Consider the following 24789-nt stretch of genomic DNA (forward strand, 5'->3'; position numbering starts at 1 on the left):
AATTTATAACTTCTGACTAAGATATATAAACACCAAAACCAATCTAACAAATGCCAGATTAGTTTTAATCGTTAAGTGATTTTTTAAATTCTAAAATGTATATTTCACTGTTAATTTTGCATTGCGACTATCTCCTGGTAAGCCACCAATATAAAGCGCTTTAACATAATAGGTTTCATCAGTTAAATTTCTTAAATTCAATTGAACATTCCAATTATCTACGTCATAACTCATCGCAGCATCCAACACTGTATAAGCATCTATTGTCGAATCAGGTAAACCAAATGAATTTGAATTAATACTACGTTCACCGGTATAAGTCATACCTAGACTGAGCTTTATAGGATTAGCTAAAGCACTAAATGATGAAGCGTAGCTCGTCCAAATACTGGCAAACTTTTTAGGAATGCCTTTTCTTTGCCCTGATTCAGGTTGTTCATTTTGATTTCTAATTTCAATTGCATCTTGATATGTGGCATTAAAGTTCATGGACCAAACGTCATTTAAGGCCATATTCATATCAAACTCATAACCTTGCGTATTGTCTTCATTATCAAACAAATATTTAGGAACAGTTATATTAAAAAGAGGGTCTTTTGGGTTGTCGTTATATATTAGATTTGCACGGTTTATATTAGTTTTCTTAGTTTCAAAATACACTAAAGAGGCTAATAACGCTTCATCCATAGCCGTAAAGCGAATGCCTAAATCAAGTGATTTAGATTCTGAATCTGGAATATCACTAAAACCTAAAATACTTGAAGCAGTACGCCCTTTTGAGAAGTTTACGAACGATGCAAACTCATCTGTTAATCGGTAATTTAATCCTAAATTATATGTATTTCCTGAATCTGTATAATCTGCTTCTTTTGAACTTTCGGGTTTTCTTGGTGTGCCTTTATGCTGATATGCCTGCTTAATTTTAGAATGTGCAAAACCAAATCGACCTGTTAAGATATCATTAAAATAAAGGACTTCCTGAAAACTTAAGCCATATGAAGTCACAGACGAGTCATAGTTTGAAGTTAAAATTGCATCATATTCCATAAAGCTTTTTGTTGGCCAATTTGGATTACGAATATCTAGAATATAAGGTAAAGGTTCTGATGCTGAATTGCCATCAGCATCACTTAAACTCCAACTTTTTACTGACATAGAACGGTTTTCATAGTTCGCACTCAGTAAATGTTCACCTTCAAACTGACCTAGTGACCAACTTGTATTAAAGTCAGCAAAATATTGCCAGCTAGTTTCGCTTGCATCACTTCTTCTATATTGCTGACGTCTTGCTGCAAAAGGGTAAATAGCGTCACCAATTATTAAAGGGGCACGAGGGTCAGCGTTTATTTCTCCATCACGATTCCAATAAACATAGTTGAACGCGCCTGTTTGACGAATAAAATCTGTTTCATAATCTCTAAACTGAATTTGCTGATGAAATGAAGCATTATTAGATAAGTCAATTTGATGGCTCACCTTAAATCTAAGTTCTTCACCTTCATTAGGCTTTGACATGGGTGAAATCAAGCCTTGGCTGCCCAAATCAAATGGTTTTAATCCATCATTTTTAGCTAAAGAAGCTGCTAATTCTTGTCTTTGTGTATCAGTAAGCTGTATCCCCCTGAATTCATCTGAATCAGCATTAGTATCATTCACTAAATCTTGCCAAGTAATATCTCCTGGATTGGCATTAATACTGTCTAAGTTCAATATACGAACAGGATGACCTATCGAGTCAACTTGGTTTTCATCATCTATATATGCTGTTGAGAATATTAATTCTTGATCTTGTGATAAGTTCAAACGTAAAGATGCATATACTTCACTTCTTGCAGAGCTTAAACCACGGTAACCGTCTGTTTCTTCAAAATTTGCAACAAACCGATAAGCCATGGAATCATTGATAGCTGATGTCACATCTAGCATCATACTATGATTATCCCATTGGCCAACTGTCGCTTTTACTTGATAAAAAGGTTTATCTAATGGTTTTTTTTCTACTAAATTAATAACTCCACCGGCAGAGCCTGTGCCATATAATCCGGTTGCAGGCCCTTTTAATACCTCAATGCTTTCAACATTTGTTGTTGTTCTAGTTGGGTTGTAACTATTGCCTAAACCAGCTCCACCATACATGCCATCATAAATATAATTTGCGCCTAAACCGCGAATAATTAAATTGTCACCTATGCCATAATTATTACCAGAATGGGTTAAGCCACTAATATTTCTTAAACTATCTTGTAAAGTAGACGTTGATTGCTCATCTAATAAAAACTTATCAACCACAACGATAGCCGCTGGTGTTTCCATTAAACTCATCTTAGATTTAGTTGCAGTACCTGATTCTAAAATGAGCTTATTATGTCTACCATAAATACTAATATGTTCTAACTTTTGGATATTTTTTACTAAGTTATTTTGCGGATTAACTAAACTTTTAGCTTTAACTTCACGTTTATTATGTTTTATTACAACATCTGTTTCAGACACCCACTGTGCTTCTAGCTGAGTATTATTTAACAACTGTATTAAAGCGTGTTTCACTGATTTTGCTTGATATACACCATTCACATTAAAGCCATTAATTACTTCGTCTCTGGCAAAGATTTGTATATCACTTTGCTTTGCGAGGCTAGTAAGTGCATCCGCTAAAGATTGTTGCTTGATTGTGATGGATTGATTTGATTCAAGTGCAATAACTGAACTAGACATTACAACAATAAATGCCAAACTACTTATTTTAAATGTTGATTTACCTGACATGGATTAACAACTCCCCGATAACAATGTAAGTGATAACTATATTCATTACTAATAAAGACGTTACTCATATTCAAGAACCGTAAAATTAAATTTAAAAAGGTCAATTTAATTCCAGTTCACCTTTTTATATACCCAAACCACTTCAAGATGCAGGATTCAGTTGGAATTAGAAATGCTTTAGGCAAGGCATTGATTGAAGAACATGGTTATTCCCTTTTCAAAATCAATAACGCTGCATAAAGTATTTATAAACCAACCTTACAGGGACTTCTGAGCAAATCATGCTCGTTGTTGCCTGCATGGATGTAGGTACTAGAGCAATGCAGGAGCATATTGCCGGTCCATCTTTTTTTAAGGGAGTAACCATTAATGCAAAGATGCGCCTAGATCATGAATTGCTCAGCAGTCCTGAACCTCACATCTTGAAGTGACTTGGGTATAAAACATAATATTGGTTTAATTTAGTATTATTAGATTGTTTTCATTGGTTACTTCCAACCCTAACCCACTCGTTATTAATTTTAATGCTTGCTCAGGTTTTTCAAGATTAACAGTGCCTGAAATCAATTCATAAGCCATATCTTGATTAAGTAACTTAATACGCTCAGAGATATAAGGTTGTATTTGAGTAAGCACATCTTTTAAATGCCTTGCTTTAAAATTAAGTTTAACTTCTCGCCAATTCGGTTGAGACTGAATCACTGTAGCTGTTTGCCAATACTCATTGAATTCAGTGATGTAACCTTCTTGAATCACACGGTTTATATGTTTATAGTTAACTTTTACTGTATGTTCAGTTACTGCTAATTGAAGAAATGGCCTAGTATTAATTGTAAACGCCGTACCTAGAGCAATAAATTGATGTTGTTCATAACTCACTATAAATGGTCTTTGTTTATCTTTAGCAACGTCAAAATGTGCATCACCTTTTAAAATGGTTATTTGACGCCTATCATCATCGAAATAGACAAGCACTTCACTTTTTGCATTTAACCAAAGGCTACTGCCATCAGGTAAGTCAAAATGCGCTTGTTGCGCAACCTCCGTTTTATAATTTTGGGAGTAATATTTCGTATCTATATTGAAATAAATAATTGAAAAAAAGAAAATACTCGCAACCAATGCCATATATGAAACCAGTTTGATTGGCGTTTTTTGTATTTTTGGTGACTCTGGTTTAGAAGATAATGGCGTCACTTTAACAATTGCTTCACATGATCTTGACGCATCTGGTAAGCTTTCAAGTGTTTGCCAATTTTGACTCAATGACTCAAATACCTGCTTATGCTCGTCTGAAGTATTAAACCAATTGATAAATTCAGGATCTACTTGCAAGGACTTATGCTCGCACTTAACAATCCACATTGCAGCTTCCAGTTTGATTTTAGCTATATTATTTTCCATGTGTATTTTTCTCCTGAGCGATATCACTACACATAATAAGACTAAGCGCTAAGTTTTTTTCAACCCAGCTTAATGATTTATTTTTATGTTTTGCAATTTGTTGGTTTGTCCATCCATATACCCGACTCAAAGTAAGCAAATCTCGTTTTTCTTTTGGTAACTGACTAAGTGCTAGGCCAAGTTGTTCAACCATATTTTGATCTATTACTCTTTGCTCTGGAGATACCTGATTACAAATTGCCAAATTAATTTGCTCTTCTTGCCCTGTTTCTAAAATTTGATAAGACTTGCGACTATTATCAATAATCAAATTTCTTGCAGCTGTATTTAAATAACCTTTAGGATTATTGATTTTCTTTTTTTCAGGAACACTGTGTAATTTCAGATAAAGATCTTGAAGTAAATCCGACGTCAGATCTGGGCATTTAACTTTATACTTAATAAATTTGAAAAGGTTTTGGTACTCTTTTTGGAATACCTGTAATACATGGAGTTTGCTAATAGACATATAAAAAATAATAAAAACAGCGACAATCGTTTATGATAATGATTATCACTTAGATAGCAAGTATCTATTAATGATTCATGTCACTTTTACAATTGATATTAGATACCCATGTTACTTCAAAATGCATGTTTCAAAGCTATTTGAGCGAATCCAATTCAAGGCGTGTTGGTGCAGGAAGTAGGTATTTTCAAACCAACACAACAGTGAAGTGGGTTTGCTCAGAGGCTCCGTCTCGGCGAGTTTAAACAGGGATTATGCTGCGATATTATACCAATACTAATAAATAATGCCTTACCTAAATCCTGTTTAATTCTCTGTGAAATCTCGCATTTTGAGGCATCATGGGTATAGCTGCTATTATACCAATTTCGATAATTAAGTGACCACTTAAAGCTTATGAGGTTTTACAATTCTAGGCATGTCAGTGAATTCATTATTCCCTTTAGAACTGACATAACAACGAAGTGTAAATTCTCAAAAGCTCCTTTTAGGCGGGTTTCAAAGCGCTTTATTAACGGAAATGGTATTAATCGTAATGAATAGCTAACCAAACAGTTTCTTCTTCAGGAGTCGTCCAACTCACTTTATGTTTTTGATGGGCTTTTATATTTAAGTAATCTCCCTGTTTAAGTTGTACATCTGGTTTATTATTAAACGTTAAAATTGCTTCACCCTTTAATACAATCACCCATTCATTTTGTGTTTGATCATACCAACCTGTTACTGGTGAACTGTGCCCTTTTGATAAGATTCTTTCTATTTTTACATTCATACCTGATGCTAAATTCTCGAAAACTTCCGAGCTTAGATCATCAGGAATTTCTTTAAAGATATTATTCATACTTACCTTTTATAGATTAATCACATAATAATATAAAATACTATTAAATTCATACAGTTAAATAACAAATAAATTAGTCACTAATGTTACACATTAAAGTTCTGTACAAAAAACACACAAAACATTTTACTTTAAAATTAAATTGTATATAATTTAGCCAGTTTGAAAGCGCGCAGTACATTTATGTTATATCATTTCGAAGAAACATTTCGTGTTCCTCGTTCTGTTTTTTTATAAGTACTAGTAAGACTTCCAGCAACATTGCCTTAGGGCTCAAATACTTTTAAGAAATAGGATAATATTATGTCTAATACAACTACTGGTACAGTAAAATGGTTTAACGAGGCGAAAGGTTTTGGTTTTATCGAACAAGCTTCAGGTCCAGACGTTTTTGCTCACTTTAGTGCAATCCAAGGTGAGGGTTTTAAAACCTTAGCTGAAGGCCAAAAAGTAGAGTTTGTTGTTACTCAAGGTCAAAAAGGTCCACAAGCTGAAAACATCGTAGCGCTATAATTATTAGCGTTAATACCACTATTTAGTTTCGCTTTAAATGGTCAAAAGGTAAGAATACATTCTTACCTTTATTGTTTATTACAAGTCGTTTTTGCTCCAAATTTCTAATACCCCATCTGAAGAAATAGAATATATGTCCTTGTTCCAAGATACTGCAAAATCCAAAATCATACTGCCAAAATTGTAAGATTTAATGTTTCCAAATCCGATTTCTTCACCAGATTGAGTATCCCAAAGAGATAGTTGAAATTTTGATGATGCTGTTAACAGTTTACTGCCGCTTGATAAAAAAATAGCCTGTCTAAAAAACCTAAACCTTTCTATATATTCAAGTGAGATATCCGATTGAGTTGAACCTAAATTTATTATTTTTTGTGATTTAAGTGCATCGGATACAAACACTTTTTCATTTAAACTATCATGCGTAAAACTAGTGATCCTTTGACTAAATACAGTTAACCAGATTATTTCTCCAGTATAGGAGTGCCATTGCACGACATTGCCATCATTTCCTACTGAAAAAATACTTTGTCCATTTTTATGTAGTGTTAACTTAGTAACAGAAGAGTTATGAATTTTATGTAACGACCTTTTGTTATATTTTAAATCTACATTTACAATACTACCCTCATTTAAACCTATGTATATATTATCTCCTGAATAATTAAGTAAAACTTGCGTAATTTGAATATCTTCACTAAATCCTTTTACTGGCCATGAGGTAATTACTTTTCCAGTTTCAATTGAAAAAATAGTTATATATTTTTTACCTGCACTAGCGATTACTTTTTTATCACCCGATAAAACAATATGGTACTGTAACTCTTTAAAATTTGAACTTTGATAATCAACAATTTTTTGATGGCTAGTATTTTCCCAAATAGTTATTTTTTGATTAATATCTAATAATGCAGATATCTTAGCGTCATCTGATAAATCAGCATCAACGACAGCAACCTCTATAAATTTATGGAATGATGAAGCCTTTATCTCCTTTAATTCATCATTACAGCCCAAAATAAAAATTAATGATATTAAAATATTTAAGCGTAATAATTGATTCATAATATTAAAGGTTTAAAGTCAGAACAGAGTTTGATATTAAACATCAAAACAATTTAGATCAAAACAAATTAGACTTCTGCTTACAGTGCGAATAATTATTATATTATGATTTTAAACTCCACATTACGACTTTGATAGATACGTGCACAGTAACCATTGCTTTAGAAGGAGCTAAGTAAAAGCTCTATACAATAAGTGATAACCTCTTAACTAGAGGCTTCGAACGTATGGCAGCGCTTAATTTCTTCAATTAACGCATTCGCCAGTGGAGATGCCAAATTGTTTTTCGAAGAAATTAAAACAACGGGTATTTGATAAGCGTATTTCTCAGGTAAAATGGCCTTGAATAGCCCTTTATCGACCCAATAATTCGCATAGTGATCAGGTAAATAACCTATAAATTCGCCAGATAGTATTAAATGCGCGATGCCCTCATCATGATAAGCAATAGCACTATTTTGATAGTTTAAACCGTCATTTCTGGTTTCTTTGTCACGCATATAATTACTGCTAATAACTTCTGCACCTTGTAACAGCTTATTAATTTCTAAAGGTTGGCAATCAAACAAAGGATGTTCAACACCACAGTACAAATAGTTATTTTCATTACGTAAAGGGTAATAATCTAACCCACGAAGGTGGTGCCTACTTACGCCTATTCCCACTAAAGAACGACCATTAACAACTGATGTTTCCACTTCTCTGGCTTCACATACGTTAATATCAAACTGAATATTGTCACTTTTTGCTTTTAAGGCACGAATAGTACGCGCAACGCCACATCTGGGATCACTAACCATAGTATCAATCGTTGCTATGGTTACTCGTCCTGATAGCTCATTTTTAGAACTCGCTACAGTAGTCGTAAATGCTTCACATTGTTGGAGTAGCTCTAAAGAAGCTTGATAAGTAACTCTTCCAGGCTCTGTTAATTCAAAACCACTCCTGCCGCGTTTACAAAGTTTAATACCTAAGCGAACTTCTAAATCAGATAAATGAGAACTTATGGTTGAGCGCCCAATATTTAAACGAGACTCTGCGGCCGATAATCCGCCACACTCAACTATGGCTACGAATATCCTAAGTAAACGTAAATCAACATCATGAACTTGCACGTCTTTGTTCTCTTTTTTATTAGTTTGATAAAATCGGAATGAATTACGATTATTATGCATTTGCAAAACATAATGTTCAAGTTAAAATAAATCCATTAAAGCACTTTGCGCACAGAAAAATAAATACGACTTAGGAGAGTAAGATGACTTTTAAATATGGTGTTGATCGTCTGAACCTTGATATTGTAAATGGTATTGCTGATGGCAGTATCGAAGCAGAGCTTTGCCAAGAAGCGTTAGATAAAATCAACACAAGCCGCCAAAGAGTCGAAAAAATGGCAGCTTCAGATAAAGCAGTTTACGGTATCAATACAGGTTTTGGCCCGTTATGCGATACACAAATTTCACCTGAAGATACTAATTTATTACAAAAAAACTTGCTTATTACTCATGCTGTTGGTGTTGGAGAACCAATTGCTAAAGCGATTTCAAAACTGATGCTGATCACTAAGGTACATGCTTTAAGTCAAGGTTTTTCTGGTATTCGCTTAGAAACTGTTGAAAGAATGTTAGCGTTTATCGAACTTGATCTTATCCCTGTAGTACCTGAGCAAGGCTCTGTAGGTGCGTCGGGTGATTTAGCGCCACTTTCTCATTTATTTTTACCGCTTCTAGGTGAAGGTGAGTTTTGGCAAGATGGTAAAATAGTACCTGCCGCTAAATTACTTAGCGAACATGGTTTAGAAATTATGGAACTTCATGCTAAAGAAGGTTTAGCATTAATTAACGGCACGCAATTTATATTATCTCATGGCATCACAGCGTTAACTAAAATGCGTTACTTATTAAACCTTGCAGATATGACGGGTGCTATGAGTATTGAAGGTATGCAAGGCAGCGAACAGCCATTTAGAGATGAGCTACACCAAACACGTGCATTTAAAGGTAATCTTGAAGTTGCCACTCGTATGAGAAGTTTCTTTAAAGATTCACAAAATATGGCAGATCATGAAGAATGTGATCGTGTTCAAGACCCTTATTCATTAAGATGTATTCCACAAGTGCATGGCGCATCACGTAATGCGTATTATCACCTAGAAGAATTAGCTGAAATTGAAATGAATTCAGTAACAGATAACCCAATTGTTATCAGTAGCGAGGAAGCAATTTCTGGCGGTAGTTTCCATGGACAACCTCTTGCTATGGTGCTTGATTATACATCAATAGCAGCTGCAGAGTTAGGTAATATTTCAGATCGTCGTTGTTACCTCTTATTAGAAGGTTTACACGGTTTACCGAGGTTATTAACTTCTGCAGGAGGCTTAAACTCAGGCATGATGATCCCGCAATATGCAACAGCAGCACTTGTAACAGAAAACAAATCTCTTTGTTTTCCGCCATCAGCTGATAGTGTACCTACATCTATGGGTCAGGAAGATCACGTATCTATGGGGAGTATTTCTGGTAGAAAACTAAATCAGATCTTAGGTAATCTTGAAAAGATACTTGCTATCGAGTTAATGTATGCTGCACAAGCTATCGAATTTAGACGCCCTAATAAGTGCTCAGACATTATAGAAGAAAACTTCCAAGTGATCAGAGCAAAAGTAGCTAAGCTTGAAGAAGATAGGCTTTTAAAGCCTGATATCGATGCCATGATCGCATTGGTGAAATCACAAGCGTTTACAGTTAAATAAAGGGAGCCTTTTACTATGGAGACAGCAATGAATTTTCAAGAAAAAATTAAACAAGGGATCCCTAGCGAATTACCACAAGCAAAGGCTTATCCTGCAGATGCGAATCGTGCCCCAAAGCGCAAAGATATCTTATCAGCTGATGAAAAACAGCTGGCGCTAAGAAATGCGCTGCGTTACTTCCCTAAAGAGTGGCATCAAGAATTAGCAGGTGAGTTTGCTCAAGAGCTAAAAGATTTCGGTCGTATTTATATGTACCGTTTCAAACCGAGCTATGATTTAAAAGCACGTTCTGTTTCTGATTACCCTGCAAAGTGCGAGCAAGCTGCGGCAATTATGTTGATGGTTGATAACAACCTAGATCCTGCCGTTGCGCAACACCCCGAAGAGTTAATTACCTATGGTGGTAATGGTGCAGTATTCCAAAACTGGGCGCAATATATATTAGCGATGAAATATTTGAGTGAAATGGAAAGTGACCAAACACTCCACATTTATTCTGGTCACCCAATGGGATTATTCCCATCTTCAAAAGACGCACCGCGTGTTGTTGTAACCAATGGTATGATGATACCAAATTACTCAAAACCTGATGACTGGGAAAAATTCAATGCATTAGGTGTAACACAATACGGACAAATGACTGCGGGTTCTTTCATGTATATCGGCCCACAAGGTATTGTTCATGGTACAACTATTACCGTGATGAATGCGTTCCGCAAAGTATTAAACAAAGGCGAATCTTCTAAAGGAAAAATATTCCTAACAGCTGGCTTAGGAGGCATGAGTGGTGCCCAACCTAAAGCGGGAAATATTGCTAATTGTATTACTGTTTGTGCTGAAGTAAATCCAAATGCTGCAACTAAACGTCATCAACAAGGTTGGGTTGATGAGTTAATTGATAACATGGATGAACTTGTTGCACGTGTGAAAAAAGCACAAGCAAATAAAGAAGTTGTATCGATTGCATACATAGGAAACATAGTAGATGTATGGGAGAAATTCTATGAAAAAGAAATTTTCATACACCTAGGTTCTGATCAAACATCATTGCATAACCCATGGTCAGGTGGTTACTACCCAGTAGACATTAGCTATCAAGAATCTAATCGATTAATTCGTGAAGAGCCTGAATTATTTAAAGTAAAAGTACAAGAAACACTTAAGCGCCATGCCGATGCCGTCAATAAACATACTGCTAAAGGTACTTATTTCTTCGATTACGGCAACGCTTTCTTACTAGAAGCTTCACGCGCCGGCGGCGATGTGATGGCTGAAAATGGCATAGACTTTAAATATCCATCTTATGTTCAGGATATTCTTGGTCCTATGTGTTTTGATTATGGTTTTGGCCCATTCCGCTGGGTATGTGCCTCAGGTAAGCCTGAAGATTTAGATAAAACCGATGCTATTGCAGCAAACGTTCTTGAAAAAATAATGCAAGAATCACCTGAAGAAATTCAGCAACAAATGCAAGACAACATTACCTGGATTAAAGACGCTAAGCAAAACAAGTTAGTTGTTGGCTCACAAGCACGAATTCTTTATGCTGACGCGCAAGGCAGAATGGAAATAGCTACTGCCTTTAATGATGCGATTAATAGTGGTGAAATTGGTCCAGTAGTTTTAGGTCGTGATCACCACGATGTGAGTGGTACAGATTCGCCATACCGCGAAACATCTAATATTTATGATGGTAGTCGTTTTACCGCAGATATGGCAATTCACAATGTGATTGGTGATAGCTTTCGCGGTGCAACTTGGGTATCAATCCACAATGGCGGCGGTGTTGGCTGGGGTGAAGTAACCAACGGTGGATTCGGTATGCTACTTGATGGCACGGTTGATGCCGAACGCAGACTAAAATCTATGCTGTTGTTTGATGTTAACAATGGTATTGCGCGTCGTAGCTGGGCACGAAATGAAGAAGCTAATTTTGCGATAAAACGTGAAATGGCAAGAACACCTAAGCTTAAAGTAACACTAGCGAACCTTGTTGATGATGATATTTTAAATAATTTATCACTGTAGCGATATAAAACATTCAAGCTATTTCACTATCAGTGGAATAGCTTTTTTTATGTCCATTCCACATAGAAATTCGCGATTTCAGCAAGTCGACAGCTTTTACTAATGGATTATAATAGGACGTTAAAATAGCAGCTTCGGTTCCTTTAGAATGACCAAATATGCCAATAGCGCCTTTCTTAACTAATCTATGACTGTCTAACCAACTTACTGCGGTATTAAAATACTCAATTGGTATATTCACTAAATTTTTTGGTAACTCTTTAGAGCCAAAATAGCGAATATCAAGAACAACAAAACCTGATAATGAAAGCCACTTAGCATCTTGGTTTTGATATCCTCCGCCTGAGCCACCGATAAGTAAAACAGCGGGGCTTAGTTTGTCTGTATCGGGTAACCATAACCGCCCTAAAAGTTGATTAAATTCAATTGTTTCGTATCGAATATCTAACTCTTCAGCGGTAGCATACGCTTGAGTGATTAGTAATATAACACAGACTAAATATTTCCAGATCGTTTTTAAACTCAGATTCTTTCCAATCATCTTATTAAGTTCTCCATACATGGATAGTCGGCATAACGCATAATGTGAACTCCCCATCCAATAGGTATTTTGCCATATTGATAGTGTGAAAAATCAATTAATACAGAGTCCGTTTGTTTTGAATTAAAGTTGTTAGTAGTGATTTAGCCAAATTAGTTTTATACCCATGATACCTCAAAATTCGGGATTTCAGTGAGAATTAAACAGGATTTAGGTAAGACATAGATTGAAGAGACTAGTTGTTCCCTTATCAAAATCAATAACGCAGCATCAATCCTATTTAAATTCATTCTACATAGCAAATTTGAACTAGATTGTTGATCTGAGTCAAGTCGTTACTACCAGTTAATTATCCAGAAGTGAATGATCTTTTCACATTATTTTCACAATGAAACGTTTATTTTATGGTTGTAGTCACCAAACATCTAAAATAAATAAGGAATTTAATATGAATTTAAAATATGTTTTTACGCTCATACTGCCCCTCATTATGTGCTTTTGTAGTTTTATAACCCATGCAGCTCCTAAAGTACTTATCGTAGTCAGTAGTTATGGCCAAAATGCAGGAGAAACAAAACCAGGATTTGAATTTGATGAGTTTTCACAATCATATTCAATTTTCAAAAAAAATGGTTTAGCAATTGATATTGCATCGCCAAAAGGAGGTAAAGTTGAAGCTGATAAATATGATGCTACAAAGCCTTATAATCAAGTTTTTTTAACCGATCAGCAAGCTGTTAATAAATTAGACAATTCATTGAAATTATCCAATATTAATTCTTCCGATTATTCAGCCATATTTGTTGTGGGTGGTAAAGGTGCTATGTTTGATTTACCGAAAGATGAATTTTTACAAACTTTGATTGCTGATGTTTATCAAAATAATGGCTCTATTGGCGCTGTATGTCATGGCCCTGCAGCTTTAGTGAATGTTAAATTATCTAATGGCAATTATTTAGTTACTAATAAAAAAGTCAATGGATTTACCAATCAGGAGGAAGCTGTGTTTGGTAAAAAGTGGTCTAAAGAATTTGATTTTTTATTAGAAACCAAGCTAAAGGAACGTGGTGCAAAGTACCAAAGCAGTCCAATGATGTTAGCCCACTTAGCCAGTGATGAGCGTTTATTTACCGGTCAGAATCCAGCTTCAACAGCTAAAGTAGCAGAAGCATTAGTTAAGTCTCTAGGGATTACTTTAGTTAAACGTATTCCTTGGGATGATGAAAGAACTTATGGGCTGATTGCTCAAGTACTTGATGGTAAAAACAATGCAACTGATAAATACAAAAAGTCATCTGCGGGTTTTCAGCCTCAGTTGCTTGCAATGTATGGGTTTTACAGCTTAAAGTCAGCAAAAAATGATACAGAAAAGTTAAAGTCACTCTCTTTAATGGAGCTAGGCGCACTCTATTTTGACCACCCAAAGTTGAGCTTAATTATGGCTAAAGGATTTACTAGTTTAGGTCAGATTCACAAAGCAAAAAGTACATTGCAGGCTTTAATAAAAAGCCATCCTGAGCACCAAGAAGCACAAGAAATGTTAAAAACTTTCTAACTGTAGACTATTTTAATGAAGAAAGTATCAGTCACTCTGATACTTCTCTTTAAAGAAAAAATGCTTGGTATTGCTTTGGCGTAACGGCTAATCTTTTTTTAAAGTTACGCTGCAAGTGACTTTGATCTGCAAAGCCTAACAAATGAGAAGTATCTAAGATTGAGTAACCTGATTTTAATAAGTTTTTAGCTTGCTTTATACGCTCATCTAACTGATAGGCATGTGGTGATAAACCATAAGTTTGCTTAAAGCTTCGGATCAAATGAAATCGACTTAATCCTGACTCTTGCATTAATTCATCTAATGAATGGTTTATGTTTATTTCATCGGATATAAGTTCTTTCACTTTGCGTACATTCACTGAGTCGATCTTTTGTTGTTTTTTAATTAAGAAATATTGTTGTAAATACTCTATAAGTTGGCTTTCCAACACTAGCGGATTTTTTTCAAGTAATAACTGATTAAATAAGCAGGAAAATTGCTGGTATGATTGTCATGATTGAGTTCCTATTCATTTTTATACTTTGAATATACTCAAAATGGATTATAGAATATTGAACAAAATTGCTATTTATAACAATTGTATTTTATATTTAGACCATTTAAATTGACCATATATTTATTGGAATGGGTATAATGTCAGAGCGTTGACTCATTGATGTCATGTTGGTGTCACCTTAATGTCTGCATCATTTTAACCCACTATGTTTATTATCTGTTTTCGAATTAATATAAAACAAGGTAAACCTTATGAGTAACATAATGAAACTAAATTATAAAAAAATAAAAAGCCTCAGAGAAAAACATTATTGGAGCCAAGACGAACTAGCATCTATTTCAGGGCTGAGTATAAGAACAATTCAAAGAGTTGAAAAAACAGGAAATAGCTCGCTTGAAACAATGAAAGCCTTAGCATCTGTATTTAAAGTAGACCCATTATCACTCAATAATCAAGCACCTATTCAGAATGTAACTTTTAGCTTTATTAGCAAGTTTGGCTGGATATTATTTTTATCATTTGCCATCATTTTATTGGGTGCCTGGGTGATAGATATTGTGATCCCTACCCTAAAAGGTGCAAATTTTAATAATCAGTATGAGATCCATGGAAATTTTAGATATCTTGATTTTGCCACGATGAGTTTTGTTATTGGTTTTATATGGCTAAGTATAAATGTGACTGTAGACTACTTTAGGAAGAAGCGCATATGTAAACGCGATTTAAAACAGTGGTTACTTTATACAGTATTACATAGTAACCACCTATATTTAAAACTTTGATTAAATAAACTGCCCGTCATATAAAAAACGCCTTTCTACATTTAACATATTGAGGTAGTGTCAGTTTTGCTTCATAGGATGTTAGTCATTACTTAATATCATTTTCAGATATTGATAACCATTGTTTATATGTGCCAGTAATAAAAAGTAAGCTAAATATCAAACAAATCAATGATGTTACCATCATAAAAATAGGTCTTGCTTGAAGCTCATTAAGGTATGGATGATTAATATTTATAAACATCAAAATAATACCAAATATTGCTCTTATCATTAGAATTGAAGAAATCAAAACCAAACCAATTTTTAATAATGGTAAACGCTTTATTACACCTGCACCTGAAAAAGCGTACGCTGACCAAATAAATAGAATTAATGTGATAACTAAAATAACAATCGTGGGATAAGCCAAGCCATCTTCAGCCATTTGGGCCATTCCCTCGCCCGCCCCCATAAAACGATAAAAATCTGGCCCACCTATTATGGTAACAAGGTGAAGCAAAGCACCTATCGCACACAATATTCCAGCAATAACTAATGGGACTTTACGACTAAACATGGTGATTTAACCTTTAAAAATTAAAATATCGCTAATTTGACAATTAAATATAAATAGATAATGTATTAACTAGATACTTCGCCTATCTTATTGTGGGTGACGCTAGAATACAAATACTCATTTAATATATTCAGGTCTTTAAAGAAGGTTTAATATGAAAAACGGATTCAGAATATTACTGCTAATTATCGTTATGTTTGCTTTATATGGCGGTTTTACAACTCAAATATGGTCATATCCAATAGGGATCATGGCACTGTGTTTTTTATGTTTTCTGGGTACTTTAAAAAAGACAGGAAAAACGAATATAAGTACAACAAGCCAAGCATCTAAAAATGGTGATATTACCCCAATAATTGTCGCTTCTGGGGTAGCATCTAATACATCATCTAGTAACAGCTCTTCAGGTTCTGGTGGCGGCGGCGGCGGGTGTTAAAGTGTATTTCATTCCACTTTATTGAATCAGAGTATACCTTTTTAGTGTATGCTCTTTTTTTGCTTAAAAAGTTAAGCTAAATGTGGCACCTTGTTTGTCTGACTTTTTAAGTACAATATTGCCGCCATGGGCAATCATTACCTGTCTTGTTAGAGCCAAACCAATTCCTGAACCATCTTTCTTTGTTGTGAAATATGGCACAAATATCTGAGAAGTGAGTTTTTCAGGAATGCCACAACCATTATCAGACACCTCAATAACCACTCGACCACGTAAGTTTAAACTCGCTGTTAACTCTACGTATGCGTCAATGTTATTTTGAAATGCTTGCTCTGCATTTTTTAATAAATTAATCAAAACTTGCTCTATCATTTCTCGATCAATAAAAACATCTAACTCATTTGGCAAAACTTTACTAACGAGTTTTATATTTCTATTTTGCCAGCTTTGCGTTGCAACCGTTTCGACTTGTTTAAACAATTGAGATATCTTAATCTGACTTTTATTTGGCGGAGGTAATCTCGTTAATTGTCTGTAACTCGTTACAAATTTCATTAAACCGTTACTTCTTCTCGCAACCGTTTCAACAGCACTATGCACATCTGCTAAGTCTTCACTGAGTTGAGGTTGGTTTTGTATTTTATGTTGCATATCATCTACAATATCAACAGCGGTTTTAGCTAATGACGCAACAGGTGTAACACTATTCATAATTTCATGAGTTAATACACTGACTAAATCTTGCCAAGCATTTAATTGCGCTGTATCTAGCTCTGTTTGAATATCTTGCATGCTTAACAATATTTCTTTTTGTCCCGAAGTAATGATCTGTGTGACTGCAATACTTAATCTATGCTCTACACCATCAATTTCTAAATTAAGCAACTGACGCTTACCTAATGTAAATGTTTTTATTTTTGCTGGAAAGCTGTGAGCAAATTGAGCAAAGTCTCTGATATGGTTAATATCATGAGTGCCAAATAATCGTCTGGCGCTGTTATTCCAAACAGTCACTTTGCCATCAATATGAATGCTTAATAAAGGTACAGGTACATGTTCTATGACTGCTTTGATATGTTTAAGTTCTTGCTCTTGAGAAGATCTTAGTTGTTGTAAACGATTTAAAATATCTTGAAATGTGTTAGATAACCCGTCAAATCCCGAACCCATTTGTTTTGCATCAAATCGTTGTGAAAAATCAGCATAACGCGCGGCATCAAAAAACCGTGTTAATTCTTCATTGGTTTTTGATACAAAACGAATCATTTCATAAAACTGGAAGCCCAGCACTAAACTCATTAATACACTTACTGCATGATACCCTGGACTCATAATAATTTGAGTTAAAATCACTACAGATACAATAACACATATCGTGCGCGCTATAATCAGATATGAAAACTTTTTAAAGCCCATATTTTTCCATCCTTCGATATAAAGCTGCGCGTGTTAATCCAAGTTCTTTAGCTGTATGACTGATATTAAAACCATGCCTTTTAAGTGCCTGTGCAATTGCATTTCTTTCTATTTTCTCTAAATTTAAATCATCAGGTAAATGCAGCGGATCACTGTTTTCTAAATTTTGACTACCAATAGCTGCAAGACTCATTTCTAGCTGAAAATCTGTATTTTCTAATTGTTCAGATTGACTTAGAATAATCGCGCGCTCAATCGTATGACGTAGCTCCCGGATATTCCCAGGCCAAGCGTAAGACTCTATGGCTTTTAATGCTTCTGCAGTCATTAACTTTGGTTGTTTATTGTATTTTTTACAATACAATTCAATGTAATAATGCGCGATAGATGCAATATCACTGGTCCTTTGCCTCAATGGGGGCAAATCTATTTCAACGGTATTTAAACGAAATAATAAGTTTTGTCTAAATTGTGTTTCCTTTTTAAGCATCTGTTTGTCAATATTTGTGGCGCTAACAATTCGCACATTAAACGGTATTGCTTCGTTTGCACCAAGAGGAGTGACTTTTCTCTGCTCAAGTACGGTTAATAATTTTGCTTGCAGATGAAGTGGTAAGTTTCCAATTTCATCCAAGAATAGCGTACCGCCATCAGCGGCTTTTAATCGACCTACTCTATCTTGTTGTGCCCCGGTAAATGATCCTTTTTTATGACCAAATAATTCACTTTCAAATACAGTTTCAGAAATGGCACCTAAATCAACAGACATAAATACATGACGACTTCGTAAGCTTTGATTGTGAATTTCACGGGCAACCAGTTCCTTTCCTGTGCCATTTTCCCCTAGTATCAGCACATTTGCGTCTGTGGGCGCAGATCGTTGTATCAAAGAATGAATTTGCTGCATTGAAGGTGAATGTCCAATAATGGTCTGTTTTCCCACTGAATTTGCAGCTTCTACTAATACCTTGTTTGTTTCACGTAAGGTTTGTGCTTCAGAACGTGATTTGCCTAAAAGCACTGCGCTAGAGATGGTTGCAATTACTTTTTCGTTATCCCAAGGTTTGGCTATAAAATCTGTTGCGCCTAGTTTCATCGCATCAACTGCAACATCAACACCGCCATGGGCTGTGATCATAATGATCACACTTTGTGGGTTTATTTCTAATATTTTTTTTAACCAATAGAAGCCTTGTTCTCCCGAACTTTCACCAGGTTCAAAGTTCATATCTAATAATATCGCATCAAATACTTGCCCTGATAAAAAGGTCGGAATATGTTCAGGCACATTACAAATACTTACTTGCGTAAACTTCCTTTTTAATAATAATTTTCCCGCAGACAAGATATCTTCATCATCATCTACTATCAAAATTCGGCCTGGCACTTTCACATTTTTATCCATTTAAACACATTATTAGGTCTATTTTAATGTTCATTAACGTACAGTTTTTTTAAGTTAAATTATAATAAATATCTAATATCTATTTAAAAACAATAGATTATAAATTGGCACTGTTTTTGTAATAGCTATGTGTCTTTGAATTATAAAAATACAATATCGACTTAATGATTGTATTTATTACTGAGAAATAAATATGAAACACGAATCACATATTAATATAACGCCCGACACACCTGAAGTGCTATCAACTCGCAATCTCTCTGGAATGGATCGCAAAGTTACCGCTTCATTCAACCCAATAAAAAAATGGCTTGTCAGTTTATTTATAACACTATGTGTGATCGTTATTGCATATAATGTAATGTCTAAATCAAGTGGAAAAGCTTTATCGGTTGATAGTAATAAAATTGTGATTTCACCTGTTACATCGGGTATCTTTGAAGACTTTATTCCTGTACGAGCACGGGTAACGCCTGCAAAAACCGTATTTCTTGATGCCATAGAAGGCGGCCGAGTTGAAAAAATATTAGTTGAAGATGGTAGCAGTTTAAAAGCTGGCGACTTAATTGTTGAACTGTCAAATACCTCTTTGCAACTCAATGTATTAGGAAATGAAGCTAGAGTGGCTGAGCAACTGAATAATATGCGTAGCATAGAACTCAATTTAGAACAAAATCGTTTAAAACATAAAAGCAATATTATCGACATTAAGCATCAAATAAAACTCTTAACGCGCACTTTAAAGCGAGAAAAAGAGTTATTGCGTTTACCTGAAGTAAACAGTGTCACCTTTTCTTCTGAAGCGCCCTCCCAAGATAATGAAAATAATCGTGGTTTTAAGCTATTAGAGCCTCATGAAGGTAGTATAAGTAACAAAGCATTAAGCATGAATCAGTACAATATGGGCTATGGTTTCTTTGAAGCTTATAAAATAAAACCACTTGCGGGGAGACTTTTTGATGAAAACTTTGGCACTGATAACATCAAAACAGTCGCTGACGGTGAAGTGGGTCAAGCCAGTGCGATACTTAATAAATCAGCTTTGAAAAAATTTGGTTTTGGCAGTGCACAAGACGCTATTGGAAAAACATTGGCAACTCATATACGCGGAAAACAGCATTTAACCATTATTGGTGTTATCCCCGATATTTACTTTAGATCGATTAAATTTGGTATTAGAGCCTCGGTATATACGCAAAATCCAGAACGTTTCAACGTCGCTAATATTTCTTTTACTACGAATAATATATCTAGCTTAGTGAGCAGTATTGAAGGCGTATGGAAGAACAGCGTACCAATGCAACCCATTAACTTAGAGTTTTTAAGTGAAATGATGGCAGCGCAATATAATGACGAGAAAACAACAGCACAGTTATTTTTAGTTTTCTCATTGTTAGCGATTGTTATTGCGTGCTTAGGTTTATATGGATTATCGGCATTCACAGTTCAGCGTAGAACCCGAGAAATTGGCATTCGTAAAGTAATGGGTGCTAGCATAAAAGACATAGTTACCCTGCTTATTTGGCAATTTTCTAAGCCCGTTTTGCTTGCAAACTTAATCGCTTGGCCTATTGCAACTTATATAATGATAACTTGGCTAGAACGCTTTCCATACCGCATTGATACATTTTGGTTAGTTCCAATTTGTCTTATTGTTGGCTTATTTTCTTTAATTATTGCTTGGAGTACAGTGGGGGGCAATACAGCAACTGTGGCAAGAAAAAATCCAGTGAAATCTTTGAGGTATGAATAATATTAAGTAAAAGCATAAAGCTCGGTAATTTAAAAATGAACCGAGCTTTTCTCTTAGTACTTATATTCCATAGTTAACAATGCAATTTCTTTTTTAGCGCTTAGAGGGGAATGAAACATAATTACTTCTTCATTCTGTGTAATATCAGAAATCATCAATTTGGAGTCTAAATCTTGATAAACCTGCTTACTTAGCGAAGATTTTAAGTCCACTACCCAAAGTTTATTATTATCACCGAGATTCACTTCAATTAGTGCATTTTTATCAGTAATGAGTATATTTTCAACATGACCATTTTCCGCATACCAAAGTTTTGAAATCAGTTTATTATTGTCGATTTTAAATATCTGATTATTGTTATTAAAATAAATATTATCGTTTAAATCTAAAGCTGAACAACTTGCAATCATATCCGCTAAAGTCTCTATTTTTCTTGATTCTAGATACAACTTTGCAGGTTTTGGCATTCCATCTTTTATTAGGTTAACAAGTAAAGCATGATCTTTATTAAACCAATCTCTAATATAGATTTTATATTCTAATGCTTCTTTTGTTAATTCTAACGCTGTATTAGCATCAAATATATATAATTGACTCGTAGTTGCTAAAGCGACTTTATTCCCATCAGGTGACCATGTAAAACCAAATAATTCTTCATGTTCAGGATTAATAAATAATACCTGTTCGCGACCTGCTTCATTAATAATTAATTGTGGAAACCCTCGTCTGCTTGTTTGGTATACAAACCGCTTTGCTGAAGGCGAATATAACGGCAGTACATCTAACGCTTCGGTATCTATCACTTTTGTAAGCTTTTGCTGTTCCTCAGGTTTAAACTCCAAAATATCAATATCATAATTAGCTAATTCCATGAGTATTTTATTTGAATTTTTTGCGTAAAAAGCATTTGTAACAATTTTATAATTTGAAAAAGGTATTTGTGCTATTTTTCCATCTAAAGAAATATTAAATAACTTTTCTCTACTAGAGATCAGTAACGATTCATTACTAGGTTGCCAAGACAGACTATGTATACCATTGTCTATATGTATCAATTTTCTTCGATTTGATGAAATAAGATCATACAAATCTATTCTATACAGGTTTGCTTTTTCACTGACAGCAATGGCTAAATTTTGCTTATCTTCAGACAAAGCAATATCAATAATCTCTAATAATGGTGCTGTATATTGGTAAAGTATTTCAGTGCTATTTTTCGATAGGTTTCGTTTTATTATTGAGAAATCTTTACCTTTTGACTTTACGGCAATTACAAATTCATTATCAGAAATCCATTCTACACGGCTTATAATATCATCAACGGAAGTAAATAATAATTGAGATTCTTGTGTCATTTTCTTAGAAATAGGATTAAAGGCATATAATGCGATATGGTTCATTTTTCCTCTTTTATAAACCAGTGTTAAGCCATTATCTTGATAGGCCCAAGAGAGCGATTTTATATTTGAAAATATGCCATTAATCAAAATCTCACTTTCAGTGATAAGATTTTTAACTATAATATGTTGTTGCCCAGAATCACTTTCTCTTACAAACGCAATGTATGATCCATTAGACGAATAGCTTGGTAAATATTCATTATTGCTATTTGAAGTAAGCGGTGTCAGTGAATAACTTTGAGGTTTGTTAGACACATCCATTATCTGAATAAAATACAAACCAAGCAAACATAAAGTAATTAATAGAGGTGCAATCACTGATATTTTTTTATATCTATTGTTTTCTTTTTTCGACTTATCATTAATAGCTTCAATTGGAATATCAATACTATACCCTCGTTTAGGATGAGTGATTATAATCGAAGAATTTGATGCTTTTTCGCCTAATGCTTTTCTTAACAAAGAAATGCAACGTAAAATTGATGAATTATTAAATGTCGTTCCAGGCCAAAGTGTCTCATGAAGTCGCTGTTGACTCACAACTTCCCCTAAATGTTCACACAGGAGTCGCAACATATCCATGACTTTAGGCTCTACACTGATGACTTTCTCATTTCTTGTGATTTTACAACGTTTTACATCAACGAGTGAGTCACCTAATCTAAAATATTCCATTTATTAATTCTTATTATTTACATATAAAACAGTTACTAAGGAAAACATAATAAAAACATAAGCCCCTTATTATTGCATAATTGGTTGAGTTCCATAATGTAAGTTGTTCTAAAAATATTACAAGGAATATCAATGAAACTTTGCTTACTCATACCCTTATTTATCATTTCTTTTGCATCAGATTGTTTTGAAAAACTTTCTTATGGACAAAAACATACCATTTTTTCTAAGACGTTAAATCAAAAAAGAGATTATTATGTGCACCTACCTGATAGCTATAACACATCACAAAGAAAGTACCCTATCTTATATTTACTACATGGACAATGGGATATGTTATCTGCAGTAGCAAGTATAGAACTTTTGAGTAATGAAATACCTGAAATTATTATCGTGGGAGTTCAGAGTCAAGGACAAGAACTACACCCTATAAAGGGAGATGTTAAACAACAAACAAAACTATCACAATTTCTAAGTAATGAGCTTATTCCTCATATTAATTTTCACTATCGCGTTGCACAGTTTAAAATACTTTCAGGCCATTCAAATGCAGGTAGATTTGTTATGAATGAGTGGATAAGAGATGGACTTGTGTTTTCACATTATTACGCCTTTAGCCCTTCCTTAGATGATAATCAAATAAATATCAGACTTGAAAAGCTAACCATGGAAGAAACAAAGAAAAAATCGTACCTTACTCTCACTTTAGCCAATGAGGGTGAGCATATGCTCAAACCCTTTAAAGAAATACAAACAATACTTAAACAGTACAAAAGCAAAACGTCATTAACTACTCATTTTACTGATGAAACTCACAGTTCAACTCGCCACAAGTCACTCATGCATTCTTTAAGAAATACATTCACTGGTTGGCAACCTTCATATGAAACTAAAATAGGTAACTTTGAAAATCTGAAACGTCACTATGATGATTTTGGTACTCGTTTTGGATTTGATGCTCAAATTGACTTAGAGTTACTACAAAGGTTAAGTGTATATTTTGCAATGTCTACTAAGCCAGAAGATGCTCTCAATATTAATCATGTAATTAACTATGGTTTAAATTTAAATAGAAACAACGCTGATGCTTTCTGGCAGATGACTCATTATTTAAAAGAAATTGATGACCTCGCATCTGCAAAAAAAATTGAAGAAAAAATTTGTACTCTTCAACCTGACTTTAATCATTGTTATACCATTAAATCCGATAATTGAGAGACCACTCAGATCTTATGAGGTTTACAATTATAGGAATGTCAGTGAATTCATGGTTATTTCCTTTAGAAATAACAAGAGTCGCTAATACGACTCTTGTTATATTGACTTAATTTTAGCGGGAGGTACTAAAGGCCTTTAAAAGCAGTTTCTACTTGTGCAAAATGTGCTAATACTTCTTCAACTTCATGTTTTGCTTTTTCACGTTGTTTATCAGTTTTAATACCTATAACGGCCATCGCTTGTACTGTAGCTGGATGAACTAATAAATCTTTTGCATGGTAACAATTTGCATCTGTAAATTGTGGTAATTTTCCGTCAGCATGATATCCCGATTCAATTTCACTTAAAGGTAATGTTGGAATAATATCAGCCGCTTTGCTTACTGCTGTTAAGTATTCATCACACTGAGGGAATTTGGCGATAAATGCTTTTAAGATAGGTTGAGATACTTTAACTAAAGTAGCTGAGTACTTCTCAACTTTTGCATTATTACCTTGATTTGAAATCAATGAAACAAGTTGTTGTGCATTGTCTTTATAAGTTGCAAATAGAGCATCTGGATTTTGTGCAACTTCGTTTTTTGTCATAGAACATGCTGATAATGCTATAACTGCTGAAATACATAATAATTTTTTCATAATAACCTAGCCTGATCACTAAATATAAAAAATAA

22 protein-coding genes are annotated in these 24789 nt (G+C 34.3%); 9 read left to right on the top strand and 13 right to left on the bottom strand.

What is annotated here, in order from left to right; all coding sequences use genetic code 11:
* Positions 1–90 precede the first annotated feature (90 nt).
* Positions 91–2766 carry a TonB-dependent receptor gene (locus CJF42_RS05665; protein WP_095365752.1) on the bottom strand — a complete coding sequence of 892 codons (2676 nt, stop codon included), beginning with the start codon at positions 2764–2766 and terminating at the stop codon, positions 91–93.
* Positions 2767–3047: 281 nt separating this feature from the next.
* On the opposite strand from CJF42_RS05665, the gene CJF42_RS27230 reads away from it, so the two are divergent.
* On the top strand, positions 3048–3197 hold the full coding sequence (locus tag CJF42_RS27230) for a hypothetical protein (RefSeq protein ID WP_170940486.1): 150 nt from the start codon (positions 3048–3050) through the stop codon (positions 3195–3197).
* Positions 3198–3222: 25 nt separating this feature from the next.
* Here CJF42_RS27230 and CJF42_RS05675 read toward each other — a convergent pair whose 3' ends face one another.
* From CJF42_RS05675 to CJF42_RS05685, 3 genes are all read right to left on the bottom strand, one after another.
* Positions 3223–4170 (bottom strand): FecR family protein, encoded by a 948-nt coding sequence (locus CJF42_RS05675; RefSeq protein WP_095365753.1) that lies wholly within the window; start codon positions 4168–4170, stop codon positions 3223–3225.
* Positions 4160–4678, bottom strand: a complete 519-nt coding sequence (locus tag CJF42_RS05680) for an RNA polymerase sigma factor (protein ID WP_095365754.1) — start codon at positions 4676–4678, stop codon at positions 4160–4162. Before CJF42_RS05680 ends, CJF42_RS05675 begins: the two co-directional genes overlap by 11 nt.
* Before the next feature lie 526 nt (positions 4679–5204).
* The gene (locus CJF42_RS05685; protein ID WP_095365755.1) at positions 5205–5519 is read right to left on the bottom strand and encodes a cupin domain-containing protein; all 315 of its coding nucleotides are present in this window, start codon (positions 5517–5519) and stop codon (positions 5205–5207) included.
* Between the two features lie 303 nt (positions 5520–5822).
* Between CJF42_RS05685 and CJF42_RS05690 the strand changes: the two genes are divergently transcribed.
* A complete protein-coding gene (locus tag CJF42_RS05690) occupies positions 5823–6032 on the top strand; it encodes a cold-shock protein (protein ID WP_095365756.1) in 210 nt (69 codons plus the stop codon).
* Between the two features lie 78 nt (positions 6033–6110).
* On the opposite strand, the gene CJF42_RS05695 is transcribed toward CJF42_RS05690, so the two are convergent.
* Both CJF42_RS05695 and CJF42_RS05700 read right to left on the bottom strand, forming a co-directional pair.
* Complete coding sequence (locus CJF42_RS05695; RefSeq protein WP_095365757.1) at positions 6111–7097, bottom strand: WD40 repeat domain-containing protein; 987 nt, start codon at positions 7095–7097, stop codon at positions 6111–6113.
* Between the two features lie 206 nt (positions 7098–7303).
* The gene (locus tag CJF42_RS05700; protein ID WP_095365779.1) at positions 7304–8212 is read right to left on the bottom strand and encodes a LysR family transcriptional regulator; all 909 of its coding nucleotides are present in this window, start codon (positions 8210–8212) and stop codon (positions 7304–7306) included.
* A 143-nt stretch (positions 8213–8355) separates the two neighbouring features.
* Here CJF42_RS05700 and hutH point away from each other — a divergent pair, with 143 nt between their 5' ends.
* Together hutH and hutU are read left to right on the top strand one after the other, a co-directional pair.
* On the top strand, positions 8356–9849 hold the full coding sequence (gene hutH, locus CJF42_RS05705; protein ID WP_095365758.1) for a histidine ammonia-lyase: 1494 nt from the start codon (positions 8356–8358) through the stop codon (positions 9847–9849).
* A gap of 27 nt (positions 9850–9876) precedes the next feature.
* Positions 9877–11877 (top strand): urocanate hydratase, encoded by a 2001-nt coding sequence (gene hutU / locus CJF42_RS05710; protein ID WP_252097538.1) that lies wholly within the window; start codon positions 9877–9879, stop codon positions 11875–11877.
* 13 nt (positions 11878–11890) lie between these two features.
* On the opposite strand, the gene CJF42_RS05715 is transcribed toward hutU, so the two are convergent.
* Positions 11891–12418 (bottom strand): alpha/beta hydrolase family protein, encoded by a 528-nt coding sequence (locus tag CJF42_RS05715; protein WP_170940487.1) that lies wholly within the window; start codon positions 12416–12418, stop codon positions 11891–11893.
* Positions 12419–12866: 448 nt separating this feature from the next.
* Between CJF42_RS05715 and CJF42_RS05720 the strand changes: the two genes are divergently transcribed.
* Positions 12867–13973, top strand: a complete 1107-nt coding sequence (locus tag CJF42_RS05720) for a type 1 glutamine amidotransferase domain-containing protein (RefSeq protein ID WP_170940488.1) — start codon at positions 12867–12869, stop codon at positions 13971–13973.
* 49 nt (positions 13974–14022) lie between these two features.
* Here the strand turns inward: CJF42_RS05720 and CJF42_RS05725 are convergent, their stop codons facing one another.
* The gene (locus CJF42_RS05725) at positions 14023–14406 is read right to left on the bottom strand and encodes a helix-turn-helix transcriptional regulator (protein WP_252097539.1); all 384 of its coding nucleotides are present in this window, start codon (positions 14404–14406) and stop codon (positions 14023–14025) included.
* A gap of 317 nt (positions 14407–14723) precedes the next feature.
* On the opposite strand from CJF42_RS05725, the gene CJF42_RS05730 reads away from it, so the two are divergent.
* On the top strand, positions 14724–15254 hold the full coding sequence (locus CJF42_RS05730; RefSeq protein ID WP_095365762.1) for a helix-turn-helix domain-containing protein: 531 nt from the start codon (positions 14724–14726) through the stop codon (positions 15252–15254).
* A gap of 88 nt (positions 15255–15342) precedes the next feature.
* Here CJF42_RS05730 and CJF42_RS05735 read toward each other — a convergent pair whose 3' ends face one another.
* Positions 15343–15813 (bottom strand): hypothetical protein, encoded by a 471-nt coding sequence (locus CJF42_RS05735; RefSeq protein WP_095365763.1) that lies wholly within the window; start codon positions 15811–15813, stop codon positions 15343–15345.
* A 154-nt stretch (positions 15814–15967) separates the two neighbouring features.
* Here CJF42_RS05735 and CJF42_RS05740 point away from each other — a divergent pair, with 154 nt between their 5' ends.
* A complete protein-coding gene (locus tag CJF42_RS05740; RefSeq protein ID WP_095365764.1) occupies positions 15968–16249 on the top strand; it encodes a hypothetical protein in 282 nt (93 codons plus the stop codon).
* Positions 16250–16312: 63 nt separating this feature from the next.
* On the opposite strand, the gene CJF42_RS05745 is transcribed toward CJF42_RS05740, so the two are convergent.
* Together CJF42_RS05745 and CJF42_RS05750 are read right to left on the bottom strand one after the other, a co-directional pair.
* Complete coding sequence (locus tag CJF42_RS05745) at positions 16313–17665, bottom strand: sensor histidine kinase (RefSeq protein ID WP_095365765.1); 1353 nt, start codon at positions 17663–17665, stop codon at positions 16313–16315.
* Positions 17655–19070 (bottom strand): sigma-54-dependent transcriptional regulator, encoded by a 1416-nt coding sequence (locus tag CJF42_RS05750; protein ID WP_170940489.1) that lies wholly within the window; start codon positions 19068–19070, stop codon positions 17655–17657. The genes CJF42_RS05745 and CJF42_RS05750 overlap by 11 nt, the downstream gene beginning before the upstream one ends.
* A 193-nt stretch (positions 19071–19263) precedes the next feature.
* On the opposite strand from CJF42_RS05750, the gene CJF42_RS28475 reads away from it, so the two are divergent.
* Positions 19264–20823 (top strand): FtsX-like permease family protein, encoded by a 1560-nt coding sequence (locus CJF42_RS28475; RefSeq protein ID WP_095365766.1) that lies wholly within the window; start codon positions 19264–19266, stop codon positions 20821–20823.
* A 53-nt stretch (positions 20824–20876) separates the two neighbouring features.
* Here the strand turns inward: CJF42_RS28475 and CJF42_RS05760 are convergent, their stop codons facing one another.
* Entirely contained in the window at positions 20877–22898 is a 2022-nt protein-coding gene (locus CJF42_RS05760; protein ID WP_095365767.1) for a winged helix-turn-helix domain-containing protein, read from the bottom strand.
* A gap of 132 nt (positions 22899–23030) precedes the next feature.
* Between CJF42_RS05760 and CJF42_RS05765 the strand changes: the two genes are divergently transcribed.
* Positions 23031–24113: an alpha/beta hydrolase gene (locus tag CJF42_RS05765; RefSeq protein ID WP_095365768.1), complete on the top strand. Its 1083-nt coding sequence runs from the start codon at positions 23031–23033 to the stop codon at positions 24111–24113.
* 128 nt (positions 24114–24241) lie between these two features.
* On the opposite strand, the gene CJF42_RS05770 is transcribed toward CJF42_RS05765, so the two are convergent.
* Positions 24242–24754, bottom strand: coding sequence for a hypothetical protein (locus CJF42_RS05770; RefSeq protein WP_095365769.1), 513 nt, complete (start codon positions 24752–24754; stop codon positions 24242–24244).
* Between the last annotated feature and the right edge of the window lie 35 nt (positions 24755–24789).

This window comes from Pseudoalteromonas sp. NBT06-2 (assembly GCF_002276045.1).
Lineage (GTDB): Bacteria > Pseudomonadota > Gammaproteobacteria > Enterobacterales > Alteromonadaceae > Pseudoalteromonas.

What these genes read in the sequence shown, in the direction of transcription:
- CJF42_RS05665 (WP_095365752.1), bottom strand. Translation starts at nt 2,766, where the DNA reads ATGTCAGGTAAATCAACATTTAAAATAAGTAGTTTGGCATTTATTGTT.
- CJF42_RS27230 (WP_170940486.1), top strand. Translation starts at nt 3,048, where the DNA reads ATGCTCGTTGTTGCCTGCATGGATGTAGGTACTAGAGCAATGCAGGAG.
- CJF42_RS05675 (WP_095365753.1), bottom strand. Translation starts at nt 4,170, where the DNA reads ATGGAAAATAATATAGCTAAAATCAAACTGGAAGCTGCAATGTGGATT.
- CJF42_RS05680 (WP_095365754.1), bottom strand. Translation starts at nt 4,678, where the DNA reads ATGTCTATTAGCAAACTCCATGTATTACAGGTATTCCAAAAAGAGTAC.
- CJF42_RS05685 (WP_095365755.1), bottom strand. Translation starts at nt 5,519, where the DNA reads ATGAATAATATCTTTAAAGAAATTCCTGATGATCTAAGCTCGGAAGTT.
- CJF42_RS05690 (WP_095365756.1), top strand. Translation starts at nt 5,823, where the DNA reads ATGTCTAATACAACTACTGGTACAGTAAAATGGTTTAACGAGGCGAAA.
- CJF42_RS05695 (WP_095365757.1), bottom strand. Translation starts at nt 7,097, where the DNA reads ATGAATCAATTATTACGCTTAAATATTTTAATATCATTAATTTTTATT.
- hutH (WP_095365758.1), top strand. Translation starts at nt 8,356, where the DNA reads ATGACTTTTAAATATGGTGTTGATCGTCTGAACCTTGATATTGTAAAT.
- hutU (WP_252097538.1), top strand. Translation starts at nt 9,877, where the DNA reads ATGAATTTTCAAGAAAAAATTAAACAAGGGATCCCTAGCGAATTACCA.
- CJF42_RS05715 (WP_170940487.1), bottom strand. Translation starts at nt 12,418, where the DNA reads ATGATTGGAAAGAATCTGAGTTTAAAAACGATCTGGAAATATTTAGTC.
- CJF42_RS05720 (WP_170940488.1), top strand. Translation starts at nt 12,867, where the DNA reads ATGAATTTAAAATATGTTTTTACGCTCATACTGCCCCTCATTATGTGC.
- CJF42_RS05730 (WP_095365762.1), top strand. Translation starts at nt 14,724, where the DNA reads ATGAGTAACATAATGAAACTAAATTATAAAAAAATAAAAAGCCTCAGA.
- CJF42_RS05735 (WP_095365763.1), bottom strand. Translation starts at nt 15,813, where the DNA reads ATGTTTAGTCGTAAAGTCCCATTAGTTATTGCTGGAATATTGTGTGCG.
- CJF42_RS05740 (WP_095365764.1), top strand. Translation starts at nt 15,968, where the DNA reads ATGAAAAACGGATTCAGAATATTACTGCTAATTATCGTTATGTTTGCT.
- CJF42_RS05745 (WP_095365765.1), bottom strand. Translation starts at nt 17,665, where the DNA reads ATGGGCTTTAAAAAGTTTTCATATCTGATTATAGCGCGCACGATATGT.
- CJF42_RS05750 (WP_170940489.1), bottom strand. Translation starts at nt 19,070, where the DNA reads ATGGATAAAAATGTGAAAGTGCCAGGCCGAATTTTGATAGTAGATGAT.
- CJF42_RS28475 (WP_095365766.1), top strand. Translation starts at nt 19,264, where the DNA reads ATGAAACACGAATCACATATTAATATAACGCCCGACACACCTGAAGTG.
- CJF42_RS05760 (WP_095365767.1), bottom strand. Translation starts at nt 22,898, where the DNA reads ATGGAATATTTTAGATTAGGTGACTCACTCGTTGATGTAAAACGTTGT.
- CJF42_RS05765 (WP_095365768.1), top strand. Translation starts at nt 23,031, where the DNA reads ATGAAACTTTGCTTACTCATACCCTTATTTATCATTTCTTTTGCATCA.
- CJF42_RS05770 (WP_095365769.1), bottom strand. Translation starts at nt 24,754, where the DNA reads ATGAAAAAATTATTATGTATTTCAGCAGTTATAGCATTATCAGCATGT.